General features: G+C 70.9%; 16 protein-coding genes. 2 read left to right on the top strand and 14 right to left on the bottom strand.

Translation table 11 applies throughout. From position 1 onward, the window contains the following. Window positions 1–2: 2 nt before the first annotated feature. The 3 genes from ACFYQ5_RS23210 to ACFYQ5_RS23220 form a co-directional block, all read right to left on the bottom strand. A complete protein-coding gene (locus tag ACFYQ5_RS23210; protein ID WP_389199993.1) occupies window positions 3–1,307 on the bottom strand; it encodes an extracellular solute-binding protein in 1,305 nt (434 codons plus the stop codon). Window positions 1,308–1,566: 259 nt separating this feature from the next. Then, window positions 1,567–1,869, bottom strand: a complete 303-nt coding sequence (locus ACFYQ5_RS23215; RefSeq protein WP_042837321.1) for a DUF3039 domain-containing protein — start codon at window positions 1,867–1,869, stop codon at window positions 1,567–1,569. 30 nt (window positions 1,870–1,899) lie between these two features. Continuing rightward, window positions 1,900–2,499, bottom strand: coding sequence for a YqgE/AlgH family protein (locus ACFYQ5_RS23220; protein WP_389199994.1), 600 nt, complete (start codon window positions 2,497–2,499; stop codon window positions 1,900–1,902). A gap of 297 nt (window positions 2,500–2,796) precedes the next feature. Here ACFYQ5_RS23220 and murA point away from each other — a divergent pair, with 297 nt between their 5' ends. Next, entirely contained in the window at window positions 2,797–4,137 is a 1,341-nt protein-coding gene (gene murA / locus ACFYQ5_RS23225; RefSeq protein WP_014155976.1) for a UDP-N-acetylglucosamine 1-carboxyvinyltransferase, read from the top strand. Window positions 4,138–4,488: 351 nt separating this feature from the next. Here murA and ACFYQ5_RS23230 read toward each other — a convergent pair whose 3' ends face one another. The 4 genes from ACFYQ5_RS23230 to ACFYQ5_RS23245 form a co-directional block, all read right to left on the bottom strand. Beyond that, window positions 4,489–4,770, bottom strand: a complete 282-nt coding sequence (locus tag ACFYQ5_RS23230; RefSeq protein WP_003968811.1) for an HU family DNA-binding protein — start codon at window positions 4,768–4,770, stop codon at window positions 4,489–4,491. Between the two features lie 400 nt (window positions 4,771–5,170). Further along, the gene (locus ACFYQ5_RS23235) at window positions 5,171–6,604 is read right to left on the bottom strand and encodes an NAD-dependent malic enzyme (RefSeq protein WP_389199996.1); all 1,434 of its coding nucleotides are present in this window, start codon (window positions 6,602–6,604) and stop codon (window positions 5,171–5,173) included. Between the two features lie 437 nt (window positions 6,605–7,041). After that, entirely contained in the window at window positions 7,042–9,411 is a 2,370-nt protein-coding gene (locus tag ACFYQ5_RS23240; RefSeq protein WP_389199997.1) for a HelD family protein, read from the bottom strand. A gap of 160 nt (window positions 9,412–9,571) precedes the next feature. After that, window positions 9,572–10,168, bottom strand: a complete 597-nt coding sequence (locus tag ACFYQ5_RS23245; RefSeq protein WP_389199999.1) for a CGNR zinc finger domain-containing protein — start codon at window positions 10,166–10,168, stop codon at window positions 9,572–9,574. Between the two features lie 128 nt (window positions 10,169–10,296). Here ACFYQ5_RS23245 and ACFYQ5_RS23250 point away from each other — a divergent pair, with 128 nt between their 5' ends. Continuing rightward, entirely contained in the window at window positions 10,297–10,902 is a 606-nt protein-coding gene (locus tag ACFYQ5_RS23250) for a GNAT family N-acetyltransferase (RefSeq protein WP_389200000.1), read from the top strand. Here ACFYQ5_RS23250 and ACFYQ5_RS23255 read toward each other — a convergent pair. From ACFYQ5_RS23255 to ACFYQ5_RS23285, 7 genes are all read right to left on the bottom strand, one after another. After that, window positions 10,835–11,398 (bottom strand): GNAT family N-acetyltransferase, encoded by a 564-nt coding sequence (locus ACFYQ5_RS23255; protein ID WP_389200001.1) that lies wholly within the window; start codon window positions 11,396–11,398, stop codon window positions 10,835–10,837. The genes ACFYQ5_RS23250 and ACFYQ5_RS23255 overlap by 68 nt on opposite strands. A gap of 21 nt (window positions 11,399–11,419) precedes the next feature. Beyond that, window positions 11,420–12,565: a uroporphyrinogen-III synthase gene (locus ACFYQ5_RS23260; RefSeq protein WP_389200003.1), complete on the bottom strand. Its 1,146-nt coding sequence runs from the start codon at window positions 12,563–12,565 to the stop codon at window positions 11,420–11,422. A 130-nt stretch (window positions 12,566–12,695) separates the two neighbouring features. Then, window positions 12,696–14,027, bottom strand: coding sequence for a nitrate/nitrite transporter (locus ACFYQ5_RS23265; RefSeq protein ID WP_389200004.1), 1,332 nt, complete (start codon window positions 14,025–14,027; stop codon window positions 12,696–12,698). 152 nt (window positions 14,028–14,179) lie between these two features. Next, on the bottom strand, window positions 14,180–15,415 hold the full coding sequence (locus tag ACFYQ5_RS23270; protein ID WP_389200006.1) for an acyltransferase: 1,236 nt from the start codon (window positions 15,413–15,415) through the stop codon (window positions 14,180–14,182). Next, complete coding sequence (locus ACFYQ5_RS23275; protein WP_389200008.1) at window positions 15,412–17,613, bottom strand: glycosyltransferase; 2,202 nt, start codon at window positions 17,611–17,613, stop codon at window positions 15,412–15,414. The genes ACFYQ5_RS23270 and ACFYQ5_RS23275 overlap by 4 nt, the downstream gene beginning before the upstream one ends. Further along, a complete protein-coding gene (locus ACFYQ5_RS23280; protein WP_389200010.1) occupies window positions 17,614–18,276 on the bottom strand; it encodes a hypothetical protein in 663 nt (220 codons plus the stop codon). It abuts the gene before it with no gap. Window positions 18,277–18,430: 154 nt separating this feature from the next. Then, window positions 18,431–19,402, bottom strand: a complete 972-nt coding sequence (locus ACFYQ5_RS23285; protein ID WP_389200011.1) for a LysR family transcriptional regulator — start codon at window positions 19,400–19,402, stop codon at window positions 18,431–18,433. Window positions 19,403–19,446: the final 44 nt, after the last annotated feature.

Raw genomic sequence — 19,446 nt, forward strand, 5'->3', positions numbered from 1 at the left:
CGTCAGCCCGCTTCGGCGAACGCCGCGTCCATCTTCTTCGCCGCGTCGTCCGAGGCGGCGGCCACGTCCTTACGGCCGCTGACGATCTCCTGGAACATGGTCGGCAGGACCAGGGAGGCGTCGATCTGGCCCCAGGCAGGGGAGGCCGGGACGAACTTCGCGCCCGCGCCGAGTGTGTCGACGAAGGGGCCGACGAAGGGCTCCTTCTCCGCGGCGGTGTCCAGCACGTCCGTGTAGGTCGGCAGGAAGCCCATGGCGTCGAACATCTTCGCCTGCGTCTTCTTGCCGGTCAGCGACTTCATCAGGTCGACCGCGAGGGTGCGGTGCGAACTGCTCTTGAGTACGCCGATGTTGTTGCCGCCGGCGAAGGCCGGGGCGATCGAGCCCTTCTTCACGCCGGGGAGCGGCACGACGGCGTACTTGCCCTTCACGGCACCCGCCTCGACCGCGGCGTGGCTGAAGTCACCGCCGATCGCCATGGCCGCCTTGCCGGACGCGAAAGCCGTGACGGTCGCGTTGCCGCCCATGGCCGCGCACTTGGCCGCCGGGCAGTTCGCGTCGCCGAACAGCGAGGTGTAGGCCTCGATGCCCTTGCGGGCCTTCTCGCTGTTGATGGCGGACTCGTAACTCACCCCGGTCTCGTCGGCCAGTTCCCCGCCGTGCGCCCAGATGAAGGGCATCGCGCCGTAGGTGTACGCGCCGCCGACCGCGAGGCCGTACAGGTCGGGCTTCTCCTGGTGGATCTTCTTCGCGGTGGAGATCAGCTCGTCCTGGGACTTCGGGGGCTCGATGCCCAGGTCCTCGAAGACGTCGGTGCGGTAGTACAGCGCCCGTACGCCGACGAAGAGCGGCGCCCCGTACACCTGGCCGCCCACCGTCACGGACTGCTTGGCGATCGGGTCGGTGTCCTTGGCCTCGTCCCAGGCCGCGAACTCCTTGCTGACATCGGCCAGGCCGCCGTCCTTCACGTATCCGGCGGTGTCCGTGTTGCCGTACTCGATGAGGTCGGGAGCGCTCTTCGGGTCGTTGAAGGCGGCCTTGATGCGCTGGGCCCGGGTGTCGACGGGTATGTACTCGATCTCGACCTCGGCCCCCTCGTGGGACTTCTCGAAGTCGGCGACCGCGGCGTCGACGACCTTTTCCTTGGGCTTGTTGCCGACCTCCTGGAAGAGCCAGACGCGGAGCGTCCCGGTCTTCTCGTCGCCCTCGGCGCCGGTGTCGGAGGTCTGCGGCGCACAGCCGGTGGCGGTGAGACCGGCCAGCACAAGAGCTGCGGCCGGGGCGGCAATTCGGGCAGAAAACTTCATCCGTGACCCCTACCGGTCGATCGTTGCATTCCATGCAACGTGCGTTTCGTTCTGCACAACTTGCAGGAGACTAAGGGCGGCCCAGCACGCCGACAAGTGGTCTCAACCACTCTGTGACCACGCGGTGCGGCCCGCGCGACGCACCCACCGGCTCAGGGCACGCGAACGGCCCCCGGGGTACGCGTCACCGCGCACCCCGGGGGCCAGGGTCGAAAGCAGGGAAAATCAGGAAAAAGGAAACGGGACAAGAGGCCTGCGGCTACTTCTTGCCGCTGTTGTCCTTGCCGCCCTTGCCCTTGTCCTTGTCGCCGCCGGCGCCCATGGACTCGTAGATCTCCTTGCACATGGGACAGACCGGATACTTCTTGGGGTCACGCCCCGGGACCCAGACCTTGCCGCACAGCGCCACCACGGGAGTGCCCTCGAGGGCACTCGCCATGATCTTGTCCTTCTGGACGTAATGGGCGTAGCGCTCGTGGTCGCCGTCGCCGTTCGACACCTGCGGCGTCGGCTCTACGAGGGTCCCCGTACCTGCCCCGCGCTCGGGCTCAAGAGTGCTCATAACTGCCAAGCGTACTGAAAGCTCCGTGCATCAGTTCAGCGAAGGGTCGTCCGGATACGTCGCGATCATCGCCAGTTCGCTGCGCTGCCGCCGCAGAACCGCCCGCCAGAGGTTTTCCGGGCGCGGCGACGAGACGTCGCCGGGCTCCGACTCGACCACGTACCAGGCGCCGTCCGTCAGCTCCGTCTCCAGCTGGCCGGGCCCCCAGCCCGCGTATCCGGCGAAGATCCGCAGCGAACCGAGTGCCGCCGCCAGCAGCTCCGGCGGGGCCTCCAGATCCACCAGGCAGATCGCCCCGTGCACCCGCCGGCAGCCAATGGGGTCTCCCCCGCTCGAACGGGACCGAGAGCTCGGGGAAGGCCCCTCGTCCCCGGGGATCACGGCCACGCCCAACGCCGAGTCGAGCGACACCGGGCCGCCCTGGAAGACCACGTCCGGCTCGCCGGTCAGACCGGCCCAGGACTCCAGGATGTCCCCGACGCCGACCGGGGTCGGCCGGTTCAGGACCACGCCCAGCGAGCCCTCCTCGTCGTGGTCGAGGAGCAGCACCACCGCGCGGTCGAAATTCGGGTCCGCCAGGGCGGGTGCGGCCACGAGCAGCCGTCCTGTGAGCGAGGACACCTCCGTCATGGCACAGATGATCCCGCATCTTCGTCCTCCGCGGGGGCCAAGTGGCCCGACCGGTTCCGGACGGCGTCCGTCCGCAGCTCAGGGCGCACGGACGCCGCACGGGCGCACGGGGAGCGCGTGAGCGCGGGGCGGCCGGACGGGCCGCGCGGACGGTGACCCTCCGCAAGGCTCCGGGAGCAGAACGTGTTGTGGCGAATTCATGACGTACGTATGCCCCCCGGTGCCTTACTGAAGGGGGGCCTGCGGCCATTACCCTTTTGATGGCCCCCTGCCCGACCACTCCGGAACGCGAGATACATGACCGGCACAGACGATGTCCTGCTTGTCCACGGCGGCACCCCGCTGGAGGGCGAGATCCGCGTCCGAGGCGCCAAGAACCTGGTGCCGAAGGCAATGGTCGCCGCGCTGCTCGGCAGCGGGCCCAGCCGGCTCCGCAACGTGCCCGACATCCGCGATGTGCGGGTGGTCCGGGGGCTGCTGCAGCTGCACGGCGTGACCGTCCGCCCCGGCGACGAGCCGGGCGAACTCATCCTCGACCCGTCGCACGTCGAAAGCGCGAACGTCGCCGACATCGACGCCCACGCGGGCTCGTCGCGCATCCCGATCCTCTTCTGCGGCCCGCTGCTGCACCGGCTGGGCCATGCCTTCATCCCGGGTCTCGGCGGCTGCGACATCGGCGGCCGGCCGATCGACTTCCACTTCGAGGTGCTCCGCCAGTTCGGCGCGACCATCGAGAAGCGGGCGGACGGCCAGTACCTGGAGGCCCCGCAGCGGCTGCGGGGTACGAAGATCCGGCTGCCGTACCCGTCGGTGGGCTCCACCGAGCAGGTGCTGCTGACCGCCGTCCTCGCCGAGGGCGTCACCGAGCTGTCCAACGCGGCGGTCGAGCCGGAGATCGAGGACCTCATCTGCGTACTGCAGAAGATGGGCGCGATCATCTCCATGGACACCGACCGGACCATCCGGATCACGGGTGTCGACCGGCTCGACGGTTACACCCACCGGGCGATCCCGGACCGCCTGGAGGCCGCCTCCTGGGCGTCCGCGGCGCTGGCGACCGAGGGCAACATCTACGTGCGCGGCGCCCAGCAGCGCTCGATGATGACCTTCCTCAACACCTTCCGCCGGGTCGGAGGCGCCTTCGAGATCGACGACGAGGGCATCCGCTTCTGGCACCCGGGCGGCGCGCTGAACGCCATCGCCCTGGAGACGGACGTGCACCCCGGCTTCCAGACCGACTGGCAGCAGCCGCTCGTCGTGGCCCTGACGCAGGCCGCCGGCCTGTCGATCGTCCACGAGACGGTGTACGAGTCCCGGCTCGGCTTCACCTCGGCGCTCAACCAGATGGGTGCGCACATCCAGCTCTACCGTGAGTGCCTCGGAGGCTCCGACTGCCGTTTCGGCCAGCGGAACTTCCTGCACTCGGCGGTCGTGTCCGGGCCCACGAAGCTCCAGGGCGCGGATCTGGTCATCCCCGACCTGCGCGGCGGGTTCTCGTACCTGATCGCCGCTCTGGCGGCCCAGGGAACGTCCCGGGTGCACGGCATCGACCTGATCAACCGCGGCTACGAGAACTTCATGGACAAGCTCGAGAAGCTCGGCGCGAAGGTCGAACTGCCGGGCGGCTCACTCGTCTGACACACCGCCCGACGCGCACCGGCGCACGCACAGTGCTGCCGCACACGGCATTGCGCGCCTCCGCACCACAGTCCGCCGCCCCGGCCCCCGCGAGGGACCGGGGCGGCGGACTTTACCGTTGCCCGTTCCCCCGCTGCCGGTTCCCCCGCGTTCACGCCGACGCCGCAGAAGGCCCGTACAGGGCCGCACCGGGCGGGTGGCCCTCCCCGGGGCCACCCGAGAGTGCCGGAGCCCCGCAGCCCGCCTCACAGCGCCCGCACGGGCGGTGTGCGCGGGGCTGCGAGGCTCCGGGTACGCCGAAGGGCGGCCGTCCTGTCCAGGACGGCCGCCCTTCTTGCTGCCTTGGGGGCCTTACTTGCCCTTGGCGGCTTCCTTGAGCTTGGAGCCCGCGGAGACCTTCACGCTGTAGCCGGCCGGGATGTTGATCGGGTCGCCGGTCTGCGGGTTACGAGCGGTGCGAGCGGCACGGTGGGTGCGCTCGAAGGTCAGGAAGCCGGGGATGGTGACCTTCTCGTCGCCCTTGGCGACGATCTCGCCGACGGTCTCGGCGAGGGCGGCCAGAACGGCGTCGGCGTCCTTGCGGGTCACCTCGGCACGGTCGGCCAGGGCGGCCACCAGCTCACTGCGGTTCATGTTTGTACTCCCGTGTTCTTCTTGCCTGTGAGGCGTGAGATCGAAGCCGATGCTGCCAGGGCCCTCTGACAGTCCCCGGACCCGGGTCTGATGTCAGACCCTCGCGCCCGAATACGCATCCTGCCCCCACCTGCGGCGCTAACGCCAATCCGGAACCCCTCGACGTCATACGAAAAGCACCACCGCATGCCCGTGATGACGTTCCGTCGACTTGCTGGAGCGGTCCGCAGCGGATGCCGGGCCTGTGGGGCTCGCTGCCCGCCCACCCTAAAGGGGCGTTTGGGACGCCGCGACCCGCGACGCGCCGTACGGGGCGCCCGGACGTGAGCTACGGCACCGTCCGCGGGAGTCGTGGCCGACCCCCGCGGACGGCGTGTGGCGGGCCGTCCGGAGGAAGGTCCTACGCGGGGTCGGACGCCGCCTCGGCGATTCCGGCCGCCTTCGCGGCCTCCCGGACGGCACCCGCGACGGCACCCGCGACCTTGTCGTTGAAGACCGACGGGATGATGTAGTTCGCGTTCACCTCGTCCTCCGCGACGACGTCGGCGAGGGCGCGCGCCGCGGCGAGCATCATCTCCGTGTTGACGGTGCGGGACTGGGCGTCCAGCAGACCGCGGAAGACACCCGGGAAGACCAGCACGTTGTTGATCTGGTTCGGGAAGTCGGAGCGTCCGGTGGCGACAACGGCCGCTGTCTCGCGGGCGATTGCCGGGTCGACCTCGGGGTCCGGATTCGCGAGCGCGAACACGATCGCGCCCTCCGCCATGGCGGCGACGTCGGCGCCGTCCAGGACGTTGGGGGCGGAGACCCCGATGAAGACGTCGGAGCCGGCGACGGCCTCCTTGAGCGTGCCGGTGACGCCCTCCGGGTTGGTGTTGTCGGCGATCCAGCGCAGCGGCGATTCCGGGGTGGCGTCCACCAGGTCCTCGCGGTCCGCGTGCACCACACCGTGGATGTCGGCGACCACCGCGTGCTTGACGCCCGCGGCGATGAGCAGCTTCAGGATGGCCGTGCCGGCCGCGCCGGCGCCGGACATGACGACCCGTACGTCACCGATCGACTTGCCCACCACGCGCAGCGCGTTGGTCAGCGCGGCCAGGACGACGATCGCGGTGCCGTGCTGGTCGTCGTGGAAGACGGGGATGTCCAGGGCCTCGCGCAGCCGTGCCTCGATCTCGAAGCAGCGGGGGGCGGAGATGTCCTCCAGGTTGATGCCCGCGAAGCCGGGGGCGATCGCCTTGACGATCTGGACGATCTCGTCCGTGTCCTGCGTGTCCAGGCAGATCGGCCAGGCGTCGATGCCGGCGAAGCGCTTGAAGAGGGCGGCCTTGCCCTCCATGACGGGGAGCGACGCCATCGGGCCGATGTTGCCGAGGCCGAGCACCGCCGATCCGTCGGTGACGACCGCGACGGAGTTCCGCTTGATGGTCAGGCGGCGGGCGTCCTCCGGGTTCTCGGCGATCGCCATGCAGACCCGCGCCACACCCGGGGTGTAGATCATCGAGAGGTCGTCACGGTTGCGGATGGGGTGTTTGGACGCCATCTCGATCTTGCCGCCGAGGTGCATCAGGAACGTACGGTCGGAGACCTTGCCGAGGACGACGCCCTCGATGTCCCGCAGACCTTCGACGATCTCGTCCGCGTGCGAGGTCGAGGAGGCCGCGATCGTGACGTCGATCCGCAGCTTCTCGTGGCCGGAAGCAGTGACGTCGAGGCCGGTGACCGATCCTCCGGAGGACTCCACGGCCGTGGTGAGCTGGGAGACCGCTGTGCCGCTCGCGGGCACCTCCAGCCTGACCGTCATCGAGTACGAGACGCTGGGCGCCGTTGCCATGGCCGAGTCCTTCGCTTTCCTGAGCTTCATTGCCGCACGCAGATGGGGCCGGAGCCCGTACGTGCGTTCCGATCGTCGCACCTACCGGCCGGTAGCCGGTAATGAGTGCCACTTTTCGGAAACTTGTTTCCACCATACGAGAAGTAAGCCTGCCGCGTAACCCTGAGCGGCACCCTGGACGGCCCGGGCGGTCCCGGAAACACAAACAGACCCGCGCCACCATCAGGTGACGCGGGTCTGTCTTCTTCCAGTCAAGTGACACCGGCCCGCCATGCTCGCCTCGCGGCAAGTGGTCGCTCGTAGCGACGAAGGTTGGGCCCGGGGGCTTGGATCGAGCCGGTGCCGACTCCAGGCTAACAAAGACCCCGGAAAAGTGATTCCCGCGCGACGGGCCGACTCGGAAAAGTCTCCGCACGCGGGTTCCGGCCGCCGCCCCCTCAGTCCCTCAGCAGGTCCGGGACACCGTCCTCGTCCGGCATGTCGCGCTCCCCCGAGACCACGGTGAGCTGCTGCGTAGCACGGGTGAGTGCCACGTACAGCACCCGCAGTCCCGCCGGGGACTCGTCGGCGATCTCCGCGGGAGAGACCACCACCGTGGCGTCGTACTCCAGACCCTTCGCCTCCAGGCTCCCCAGCGCCACGACCCGCTCGCCGAGCTCCTCCAGCCAGGCACGGGCCTCGGCACGGCGGTTCATCGCGACGACCACGCCGACGGTGCCGTCCACCTCCGCGAGCAGCCTGCGGGCCTCCTCGCGGACGGTCGAGGCGAGGTCCCCGTCCCGCACCGTCTCGAAGCGCGGCTCGACGCCCGTCGAGCGGACCGCCGCCGGGGACTCCATCCCCGGCATGGCCAGCGCCAGCACCTTGGCCGCGAGCTCGGCGATCTCCGCCGGGTTGCGATAGTTCACGGTGAGGGTGAACTGACGCCGCGGCCGGTTGCCGAGCGCCTCGTCACGAGCGGCGGCCGCCTCGTCCGGGTCCGACCAGGAGGACTGCGCCGCGTCACCGACGATCGTCCACGTGGCGTGCCGGCCGCGGCGGCCGACCATCCGCCACTGCATCGGCGTCAGGTCCTGGGCCTCGTCGACGATGACGTGGGCGTACTCGGTACGCTCCGCCGCCAGCCGCTCGGCCCGCTCCCACTGCGTCTCCTCACGCTGCGGCATGAGCTCCTCCAGACCCGTGAGCTGGTCCAGCGGGCCGGCCTCCCGCTTCCGCTTCGGGCGGGCCGGAGTGCCCAGCAGGGTCTGCAGCTCGTCCAGGAGCGCCACGTCGTGGACGGAGAGCGGGCCCTTGCCGTCCTCGTCCAGCCGTCTCAGCGAACGGGCGAGGCGGCGCGTCTCGCCCTGGTTGAGGATCCGGCGCGCCCACCGGTTCAACCGGCGCTCGTCGGACATCGCGGCCAGCACCCGGCGAGGAGTGAGTTCCGGCCACCAGGCGTTCAGGAAGGCCAGGAACGGGGTCTCGGTGGACACGTCCTCGTCGAACGAGGAACGCAGCTCCGCGACCAGCTCGGGGTCGGTGTAGCGGCCCCGGCCCGACGACTTGTTCCACAGGGCGTCCAGGAGCAGTTTGCGGGCGCGCGGGCGCAGCAGGTTGACCGGTGCGGTGCCACCGAGGACGTTGTGCCGGATCCGCCGGAGCTCGTCCGCCTCCAGCTCGACGCGGGCGCCGAAGGCCACCACCCGCAGCCGGGTGGGGGTGCCCCCCTCGGCGGGTGCCTCTCCGAACTCCAGCTGGCCCTCCTGGGGGGCGGGCCGGGGCGCGGGCTGCTCCAGCGCCCCGCGGGCCGCCTTGCGCAGCACGTGGAGCATCCGGGACGAGCCCTTGATCCGGGCGACGGCGGGCTCGTCGTACGTGGTCGCCCCCTCCACCCCCGCGGCCTCGTCGGACAGTGAGCCGACCGCGCGGATCGCGACCTGGCCCTCCTCACCGAGCGAGGGCAGCACGCCTTCGGTGTACGCGACCAGGAGCGGGGTCGGCGAGACGACGAGGATGCCGCCCGCGTACCGCCGCCGGTCCTGGTAGAGGAGGTACGCGGCCCGGTGGAGGGCCACCGCCGTCTTGCCGGTACCGGGGCCGCCCGACACCTCGGTGACGGAGGCGGCGGGCGCGCGGATCACCAGATCCTGCTCGGCCTGGATCGACGAGACGATGTCCCGCATCGTGTGGCTGCGGGCCTGCCCCAGCGCGGCCATCAGCGCGCCGTCACCGATCACGGGCAGCTCGTCGCCCTTGAGCCGGGCGGTCAGCTCCGGGCGCATCAGGTCGTCCTCGACCCCGAGAACCCTGCGGCCCTTGGAGCGGACGACCCGTCGGCGTACGACCCTGCCGGGCTCCTTCGGCGTCGAACGGTAGAACGGCGCGGCGGCCGGCGCCCGCCAGTCGATCACCAGCGGCGCGTAGTCGGAGTCGAGTACTCCTATGCGGCCGATGTGAAGGGTCTCCGCGATCTCGGCGGTGCTGTCCTCCCCCACGGCGTCGTCGGCCGCCTCCACGGAGGTGAAGGCGCCGTCCGGGCCGCGTTCGCCGTCCTTGCCGCGCAGCAGATCGATCCGCCCGAAGAGGAAGTCCTCGAACTCGTTGTTCAGCCGGTTGAGGTGGACTCCGGCGCGGAACACCTGCGCGTCCCGTTCGGCGAGAGCCCCGGGGGTGCCTACCTGGCCCCGTTCACTGGCGTCCTGCATGAGAAATTCCGCCTCGTCGATCTTCTCTTCGAGACGGCGGTAGACCCGGTCCAGATGTTCTTGTTCGACTCCGATTTCCCGGTCCCGCAACGAATCGACAGCGGCATCCTGCGCGGCCACCGAGGCCCCTTTCTGACGTGCATCGGGCAGCCGTCAACCGTACGCGAAAGGGGGGCCCGAGCGCACCTGCCGCCCGGGGCGCGTTTTGTGTTTCTCACACGTCCGGTTCGGACCGTCCTACGGGCGCTGCTTTCTCCCGCGCCCGCGTGGGTGAGTCCGTTCACGGCGCCGGCACAGCCCTCACACGGCGCCGGTGCCGGGCCACCCGCTCCCGGTTGCCGCAGACCTCGCTGGAGCACCAGCGGCGCCGTCTCCCCCGCGAGGTGTCCAGGTAGAGCCGTCGGCAGGCGTCGCCCTCGCACCGGCGCAGCCCCGCCCGCGCGGCCGGGTCCGTCAGCAGGTCCACCGCGTCCCGGGCCACCGCGGCGAGCAGCGCCCCGCACGCGGGCTCGGCGCTCAGCGCCCGTACGAGCGCCCCGCCCTGCCCCCGCACGGCCCGCAGGCCCGGTGGGGCGCCCGCGGCAAGGGTGTTGACCCGCTCCAGTGCGCTGTCGGCGTCTCCGCCCGCCAGTTGAGCCGACATCAGCCGGTCGATGCCCGTACGCAACTGCCGGAAGCGCGCCACCCAGGTGTCGTCGACGGCTGCCAGCGGCGTCCCGCACGGGACCAGGCGCGAGGCCAGCAGCCATTCGGCGAGACGTGCGGGAGAGCCGAGCTGTTCGCACGCGCCGGAAGCCTCCGGCGCGGTCGCCACCAGGTCCAGACAGACGCGTCCGGAGTCGAACCGCCGTCCCTGTGCGCCCGTGCCCGCCGCCATGAGCCTGTCACCGCCTCGGGGTCCTCTGTGGGGAGGGAGTCATCCCCAGAGTGCCCGCATCCGGCCCGGCCCGGAACCCCTCCTGCCGGTCCGGCCCGGAGCCCCGGCCACCGTCGTATCGTCTCGGGGTGAAGACGCAGACGGTCACACTGACGGCCGGCCCCCTCGTCCTGCGGCCCTGGCGGCCGGACGACATACCGGCGCTGCTCGCGGCGTACGACGACCCGGCGATGCGGCGGTGGCTGCGGACCCAGGTCCCCGACGCGGGAGCGGCGGAGCGCTGGATGACGGTCCAGGAGGAGGGGTGGGCGTCCGGCCGCCGGTTCAGTTTCGCCGTGACCGATACGGCGCGGCAGGGGGAACTCGTCGGCAACCTCGCGCTGAACCGCACCGTCCCCGGCGCCGGGAGCGCCCAGGCGGGCTACTGGACGACGGCGTCGGCGCGCGGCCGGGGCGTGGCCCCGCGCGCTCTCGGGGCACTCACCGACTGGGCGTTCGCCGCCTTCGCCGAGGACGGCCTGCGGAGTCTGGAACTGCTCCACGAGGCGGGTAACGAGGCCTCCTGCCGGGTCGCCGAGAAGTCCGGCTTCGCGCTCGCCGAGGTCGTCCCCGCCCTGCCCCCGCGTCATCCCCTGGGCGGCCACCGGCACGCCCGGCAGGCGCCGCTCAGCTCTGCGGCGGGCCGTCGTGCAGGATGCGCTGGAACAACCGGTGGTCCTGCCACGCGCCGTTGATGTGGAGATAGCGCGGCGCCGTGCCGCAGAGCTCGAATCCGGACTTCGCCAGGACCCGCTGCGAGGCCACGTTGTCCAGGACCGTCCCGGCTTCGATCCGGTGCAGGCCGAGGTCGTCCCGTGCCGCCTCGCAGACCCGGATGACGGCGGCCGTGGCCAGTCCTCGGCCCGCGCGGTCCACGGCGACCCAGTAGCCGAGCCGGGCGTTGCGGAACGGCCCTCGCTCGATGCGGGCGAGCGTCATCGCCCCCACGACGCGGTCCTCGTCGTCGGCCAGCGCCCAGGGCATCGCCCGCCCCGCGTCCCGCTCCGCCAGCAGGCCCGTCAGCCGCTGGACCTGGCCCTCGGGGGTGTAGAAGAGCTCGGGGCGCACGGGCTCCCAGCGCCGCATGTACGCGCGACTGCGGGTCAGGGCCTCGGCGAACGCCCCGGCGTCGTCCAGGGTCACGGGCCTCAGCCGCACCCCGCCGGTCAGGGAATGGATGTCATCGATCACCCCCTGACCGTAAACCGCCGGTCAGGAAGCGTCGTACTTGGTGTCGGCCGAGGGGTCCAGCGCCAGCCGGTAGCCCCGCTTGACGACGGTCTGGATCAGCCGCGGGAACCCCAGCGCCGTACGCAGCCGGGCCATCGCCGTCTCCACGGCGTGTTCGTCCGAGCCGCTGCCGGGCAGCGCCCGCAGCAGGTCGGCGCGGGAGACCACCCAGCCCGGCTTGCGGGCCAGGGTGTGCAGCAGGGCCATGCCGGCCGGGGGAACCGGGCGCAGGGCGCCGTCGACCAGCACGGCGTGGCCCCGGATCTCGACCATGTGGCCTGCGACCGGGAGCGTACGGGCCCGGGCGGGCAGCTGGGCGCAGAGCACCTGGACGAGCGGCCCCAGCCGGAAGCGTTCCGGCTGGACGGTGTCGATGCCCTTGGCCTGCAGGGGCAGGGCCGTGACCGGCCCGACGCAGGCGGTGACGACGTCGTGGCTCAGGGCGGACAGCACCTCCGGGAGCATGCCGCGGGTCTCCGCCCGGTTCAGGTAGGAGGCGGCGGCGGGGGCGCTGGTGAAGGTGAGGGCGTCCAGGCCCCGTGCGACGGTGAGGTCGAGCATGCGGTCGAGCGGGGCGATGTCCTCCGGTGGCATCCACCGGTAGACGGGTACGCCGACGACCTCGGCGCCCGCCGCCCGGAGCGACTCGACGAAGCCGGGCAGTGGTTCGCCGTGCAGCTGGAGGGCGATCCGGCGGCCCGCGACGCCCTCGCCCAGCAGCCGGTCCAGCACCTCGGCCATCGACTCCGACTGCGGCGACCACGCCTCGGTGAGCCCGGCCGCCCGGATGGCGCCCTTGACCTTGGGACCACGGGCGAGCAGCTCTATACCGCGCAGCAGTTCGAGGAGTCGGTCACCGATGCCCCAGCCGTCGGCCGCCTCCACCCAGCCCCTGAAACCGATGGCGGTGGTCGCGATCACGACGTCAGGTGCGTGGTCGATCAGTTCCTTGGTGGCGGCCAGGAGTTCACTGTCGTCCGCGAGCGGCACGATCCGCAGCGCGGGGGCGTGCAGGACCGCCGCGCCCCGGCGCGTGAGGAGCGTCCCCAGCTCCTCCGCGCGACGGGCCGCGGTCACCCCGACAGTGAAGCCCGACAGGGGCCCGTGCTGTGCGTCGTCGTCGTGCATGGCGTGATACCCGGCTCTCGTCCCGCTGGTGCTCGATGATGCGGAGGACCGAGACTGTCAACCCTGCGTGACAGTCTCGGTCCTCCTTTATTTCCCGCCCGTTACGTCCTGCGACGCGCTGTGGTCACCCTCACACCTCGGCATAGCTGAGCTGGGGCTTCGCGGCCACCGCTTCGGTACGCCGAAGGTATACCGCCCATGTGAGGGTGAAGCAGACGGCGTAGAAGACGAGGAAGCACCAGAAAGCGGCCGTCCCGGCGCCCGAGGTCGCGAAGGACTGACGGAACGCGAGGTTGATCGCGAGACCGCCCAGGGCGCCGATCGCCCCGATGAGCCCCATGGCCGCGCCGGAGAGCCGTCGTCCGTACGCCGCGGCCTCCTCGCCGCGCAGGCCCTTGGCGACGCCCTGGGCGTGGAAGATGCCCGGGATCATCTTGAACGTCGAGCCGTTGCCCAGGCCCGTCAGCACGAACAGCGCGATGAAGCCGACGAGGAAGACCGGCAGCGACTCGATCCCGGAGGCGTAGACGACGACACCGGTCGCCGCGGCCATGGCCGCGAAGTTCCACAGGGTGATCCGGGCGCCGCCGTAACGGTCGGCGAGCCAGCCGCCCGCGGGCCGGATCAGGGAGCCGAGCAGGGGGCCGATGAAGGTGAGCGAGGCGGCCTGCAGCGGAGTCCGGCCGAACTGGGTCTGCAGGACGAGGCCGAAGGCGAAGCTGTAACCGATGAACGAGCCGAAGGTACCGATGTAGAGCACCGACATGATCCAGGTGTGCGGCTCGCGCACGGCCTGGAGCGCCGCCCCGGTGTCGTTCTGGACGGGCCGGAGGTTGTCCATCTTGAGCGCGGCGCCCAGCGCGGCGACGACGATCAGCGGTACGTACACCCCGAGCACGATCCGCGGGTGCGCGGCGCCGGCCGTGCCGATCACCAGCAGGCCGATGAGCTGGATGACCGGTACGCCGATGTTGCCGCCGCCCGCGTTGAGCCCGAGCGCCCAGCCCTTCTTGCGCAGCGGGAAGAAGGCGTTGATGTTCGTCATCGACGAGGCGAAGTTGCCGCCGCCGATGCCGGTGAGCGCGGCGACGACGAGCAACGTGGTGTACGAGGTGCCTGGCTCCATCACCCAGAAGGCCACGACGGTCGGCACCAGGAGCGACAGCGCGCTGAAGATGGTCCAGTTCCGTCCGCCGAACATGGCGACCGCGAAGGTGTACGGCACCCGCACGATGGCGCCGACCAGGGTGGCCGTGGAGATCAGGAAGAACTTCCCGGCCGGGTCGACTCCGTACTCCGGGCCCATGAACAGCACCATGACGGACCACAGGGACCAGATGGAGAACCCGATGTGCTCCGAGAGCACGGAGAACCACAGGTTCCGCCGGGCGACCTTCTCACCCGTCTCTCGCCAGAAGGTCTCGTCCTCCGGCTCCCACTGCTCGATCCAACGACCGGCCATCACGCGCCTCCACAGGGGTCAGGGTGTTGTCCTGCCGACGCTAGGGAGTCCGCGTTTCGGTGCGGTGCCGTGAGGTGACCGGTGCGCAACCTTGCTCTCACTCGGCCTCCGGGGGTGCGGTGAGCCGATTCAGCCGCACCCCCCGTGGCCGGTCAGGCCCGGCGCTTCCGGTCCGCCCCGTTCGGCCACAGGCGCGGCCGGCGCCCGGCGGCGACGTCCTCCACCCAGCCGAACGCCAGGATCGCCAGGCCTGTGAGCGGCCAGATCGCGATCAGGACCAGCACCTCGTACGACTGCTCTATGTACGTATCGAACGTGTCGCCGAACCACGGCACGGACCAGAGCTGGTCCACGAGGCGCGCGGCGGCCATCAGCAGCAGGTTGTGCCACAGGTAGATCGTCACGGCCCTGTTGTTGGCCAGGGTGACCAGGCTGTCCCACCCGGCGATCCTGCCGGGAAGCTTCTGCCAGGACGGGGCGTAGACCAGAAGGACCGCGCAGAAGCCGAGGGACCAGGTGGCCTGGGCGAGCGGGATCTCGTCCAGGTTCCAGCCCTCCTCGGTGAGGTGCCCGGACGCCCACCACAGGCCGAAGCCCATGACGATCGCGGCGGACGACACCGCCAGATAGCGCGGGACCTCCTTCAGCAGTCCGTCGTTGTGGGCGAAGCCCAGGACCCAGCAGGATCCGAACACGGCGAAGTCGACGAGCCCCTCGCCGAAGGTTCCGGGAACCGTCACGAGGCCGGTGCCGATCACGGCGGTGAGGGCGATCGGGGCGAGCAGCGTGACCCACGGCAGTCTGCGGAAGGCCCTGAGCAGCAGCGGCGAGGCGAGCACGAACCAGAGGTAGGCCCGGATGTACCAGAGCGGTCCGGCCGCCTGGTCCGCCCAGGTCAGCTCCAGCCATCCGCCGGCCGAACCGCTCTCCTCGGGATACGGGGGCGAGCCCACCGGGAAGAGGTAGCTGCCGATCCTGATGAACCACCACAGCCCCTCCTCCCGGACGGGCTTCCAGCTCAGCGCGAACATCATCGGCACGACGATCAGCGAGAACGCCCACATCGGGGGGAGCAGCCTGCGCAGCCGGCCGCGGATCACGCTCCCCGCCGGCCGGGCCAGCGAGCGGGCCATCAGCGAACCGGCCAGGGCGAACATCACGCCCATGGACGGGAAGAGGACGGTCAGCCAGGCCCAGCCGAAGAGGTGGAAGACGACGACCCGGACCAGGGCCACGGCCCTGAGCAGGTCCAGGTAGCGGTCGCGTCCGGGCCTGGCCCGGGGTGCGGGGGCCTCGACGGCGGTGTCCGGGGCGGCAGTGTCCGGGGCGGCGGGTGCCTGCGCCGGATACGCCGCCGGGGCGGTGTGCGGGGCGTCGGGGTAGGTCATGCCACCGGTCTCCGGTCCTTGTCCGTGTCCTTACGGCGGTTCTGCGTGCCGCCCGGCGCCTCCACCACGCCGGTGCGCCGCAGCTTCTGCCAGCGCAGCCGGCCACCGGTGAGAGCGGTGATCCACGACTGGAGCAGCACGACGTACATCAGCTGCCGGTAGAGGATCTGCTGGAGCGGCAGCGAGATCAGATGGGTCATGCGCTCCCGGTCGAGCCGGAAGGCGTACGCGGCGCAGACGGCCTGCACCAGCAGGACCCCGAACCAGGCCGCGACCGTCTTCCCCGTCGGGCCGAAGACCAGTCCGTACAGCAGGAAGACGTCGATGAGCGGCGCCAGCAGCGGGGCGACGACCATGAACAGGGAGACGAACGGCAGCCCCACCCGACCGAAGCGGCCCGAGGGCCCCCGCTCGATGACCGCGCGGCGGTGCTTCCAGATGGCCTGCATCGTGCCGTACGACCACCGGTAGCGCTGCGACCACAGCTGCTGCACGGACTCGGGGGCCTCCGTCCAGGCCCGGGCGTTCTCGGCGTAGACGACGCGCCAGCCGTCGCGGTGCAGCGCCATGGTCACGTCGGTGTCCTCGGCGAGGGTGTCCTCGCTCATACCGCCGATCCGGTCAAGCGCGTCCCGGCGGAAGGCGCCGACCGCGCCGGGGATGGTGGGCATGCAGCCCAGGAGGTCGTACATCCTGCGGTCGAGGTTGAAGCCCATCACGTATTCGATGTGCTGCCAGGCGCCGATCAGTGAGTCACGGTTGCCCACCTTGGCGTTGCCCGCGACCGCTCCGACCCGGGGGTCGGCGAACGGCTGCACGAGCTCGCGCACGGTCGAGGGTTCGAAGACCGTGTCGCCGTCCATCATCACGACGATGTCGTAACGGGCGTGCGCGATGCCGTTGTTGAGGGCTGCGGGCTTGCCGGCGTTGCGCCGGCGTACGACCCTGACGTTCGGGATCCGCATCGCTTCGACGAGGTCGGCCGTGCCGTCCGTCGAACCGTCGTCGATGACGACGACCTCGATCGGATGGTCACTGGACACCAGCGACCGCACGGTGGCCTCGATGCACTCGCGCTCGTTGTAGGCGGGGACGAGGACCGACACGGGCCGGGTGAAGGGATCGCCCCAGCTGAAGCCCTTGCGGCGCACCTTCCTGGCGTGCAGGAAGGAGAGCAGCAGCATCAGCCCGAAGCGGACCATGACCAGGACGCCGATGACCGCGAGGCCTGCCACGAGGACGCCGGTGACGTGCTCGGAGACCCCCACCGCTCCGACGAACGCCTTGCCCTTCCAGAGCGCGAACCCGGTGGCCGGGGTGTGCGCGCTGGGGGCGCCGAGCGCCGAGGTGAGGCTGGTGAAGTCGTAGCCCCGCTCCTGCATCTGCGGCAGGAACTTCCCCAGGGCGGCCACGGTCTGGGACCGGTCGCCGCCGGAGTCGTGCATCAGGATGACGGCGCCCTCGCCATGCTCGGGCGTGGCACGCTCGATGATCGCGTGGACACCGGGTCGCTTCCAGTCCTCGCTGTCGGTGTCGTTCACGACGGTGAGGTAGCCACGGCTGCCGATGTACTGCGTGACCGGCCAGGACTTGTTGTCCATGGCGTCGGAGAACGAGGAGTACGGCGGCCGGAACAGGGACGTACGGATGCCGGCCGCGCCCGCCAGCACCAGCTGGTTCTGGGAGAGTTCCCAGTCGACGCGGCTGGTGGTCTGGAAGGAGAGGTCGGGGTGATTGAAGGTGTGGAGCCCGATCTCGTGCCCCTCGTCGACCATCCGCCGCACGAGGTCCGGGTAGCGGGAGGCCATGGTGCCGGTGACGAAGAAGACGCCGTGGGCGTGGTGCTTCCTGAGCTCGTCCAGGACCCGTGGGGTCCAGACCGGGTCGGGGCCGTCGTCGAAGGTCAGGACGATCTTGTGGTCGGGTATCCGGAGCGTCCTGGCGTCCTCGCCCGCCGTGCGGGCGTCGATGACCGGACCGCCTTCGAGCACGTCGTCCGGCACCTGGGTGGTGGCGGCCGGGGCCTGGACACGGTGGTCGGCGAGGATCTCGCTGTGCACGTATCCGCGCAGCATGAGCATGGCGAGCAGGGCCACGAGAAGGACTGACGGAAGCAGGTGGCGCATGGGAGGTCTGCGCCGGACGGTCCGCTTCTTCTTCCTCGTGTGGTGCCTGCCCCGCGCAACGGGGGTCGTCATCTACTGAGCGCCTTCTTGCGGTTGCACCGGTGATTCCGAGGGGTCCGGGGACGCCGGCGGACTCTCCTCGACGGGCGGCTCCGGGGTGGCCGACTCCGACGGCTCGACGGCCGGCTCATCGGGGACCGGGGCGTCGGGAGCGGGGTCCGAAGAGGGGATGTCCCGGGGCGGCCTGCTGGACGCGGACGCCGAGACGCTCGCACCGGGTCCGGCCGGGCCGGACGCGGAGGCGCTGTCCGACGGAGAGAGCAGGACGGCGCCCGGGGCCGGGGCGGAGGCGCTGGCCACGGCCGCGGGGCTCTCGGCCACCACGTCACCGCTCGGGGCGGGCCGCACCTCGACCTCTTCCGCGTGCTTCTCCTCCGGCCCGGAGAGCGGCAGCCAGGGAGCGCTGGAATTCCCGCCGAGCACGGAGACCACGAGCGTCACGGCGTACACCGCGCAGATCGTGGCGAGCGCCCAGCCCGCACGCCGGTACGTCTTGCTGCGACGGCCGCTCTCGTCGACGAATACCGGACCGTCGGAAGGATCGGGAGGGCCGGGTTCAACGGCTAGTTCGGAGAGCTGACGGCCCAGTCCGTCCAGCGGGACGGTGACGTCGTTCGGCTCATGCGTGTGCCCGGTTCGGGTACCTTCGCGCCAATTTTCCACAGGTGTCTGCACTTCCCCCACTCAATGAAACAGGTGCGCGGGAAATGACTGGAATCCTGCTGGCGGACCGGGCCCCCACCCTGTCCGCGCGCCATCTGCCACCGTGCGCCTGAGCCCTGAAGGTAGCGCACGACGGCGACGGAAAGAGGTCGGTATCACCCGTTGCTCATGAGCAGCGATCCATGAGTGATGCATCGACTTCCGGTAGCCACGATGTCGGTGGTCGCACCATCCATCCCTCCGTCTGCGCGATTTCGGCGACGGCTGAACGCAATGCGGCCAGTCCGGGATGGTCGAGTCCCTTACGCCACACCATCAGCAGCGGCGACAGCGGCACCGGCCGTACGAGCGGGCGCAACACCGTCCCAGGCAGCGGAGGGAAGCCCGCGACGGCCAGTACGGGGTTCCCCGTCTTCGCCATGACCCGCTGAAATTCGGCCACTCCGACGGCGAGCGGAGCCGGCGGAGCCAGGACGATGTCCCACTCCGCGAAGAGCGCGGTCGCCAGATCCGTCCACTCGGTCGTGCGCGTATTGCCCGCCCCGGCATAGACGGTTTCGCCGGTCAGATCACTCAGGGCGACCTCCTCGCGCCCGGCAAGGGGGTGAGCGCACGGCAGGAGAACAGCCATCGGCTCGTACCGCACCGGCTGTACGGAGAGCTGAGCGAGCACCGTGGGATCGAGCCCGGCGGCACGGCCGAAGGAGACGTCGAGCCGGCCGGCGAGCACCTCGCCGGCCGCCCAGGTCAGTCCGCTCTCGAAGCGCGCCATCAGCTCGCACTCGGGCGCGAGCTCCCGCGCCCGGGCCAGCACCCGGGCCGCCGTCATCCCGTCGGTGTTCAGATCGACGAGCAGCGGCCGGTCCGCCGGGTCCGCGAACGCGGCGCAGAGCGCCGCGTGCGCGTCGAGCACCCGGCGGGCGTGCGGGAGGAGGCGCTCCCCGTCCGCCGTGAGCGCCACCTGCCGGGTGGTACGGACGAAGAACTCCCGGCCCAGCTCGCGCTCCAGCCGGCGGATGTCCCGGCTCAGCGCCTGCTGGGCGACGTACAGCCGGGCGGCGGCCCGGGTGAAGTGCAGCTCCTCGGCCACGGCGACGAAGCCGCGGAGGAGTCGGGGATCGATGTCGGGCGTCGGCACGTCAGCAATCTACAACAGGAGCGCGTCAATGGGCTCTGATCAGG

It is taken from the genome of Streptomyces sp. NPDC005794, assembly GCF_042871445.1.
Classification (GTDB): Bacteria; Actinomycetota; Actinomycetes; order Streptomycetales; family Streptomycetaceae; genus Streptomyces.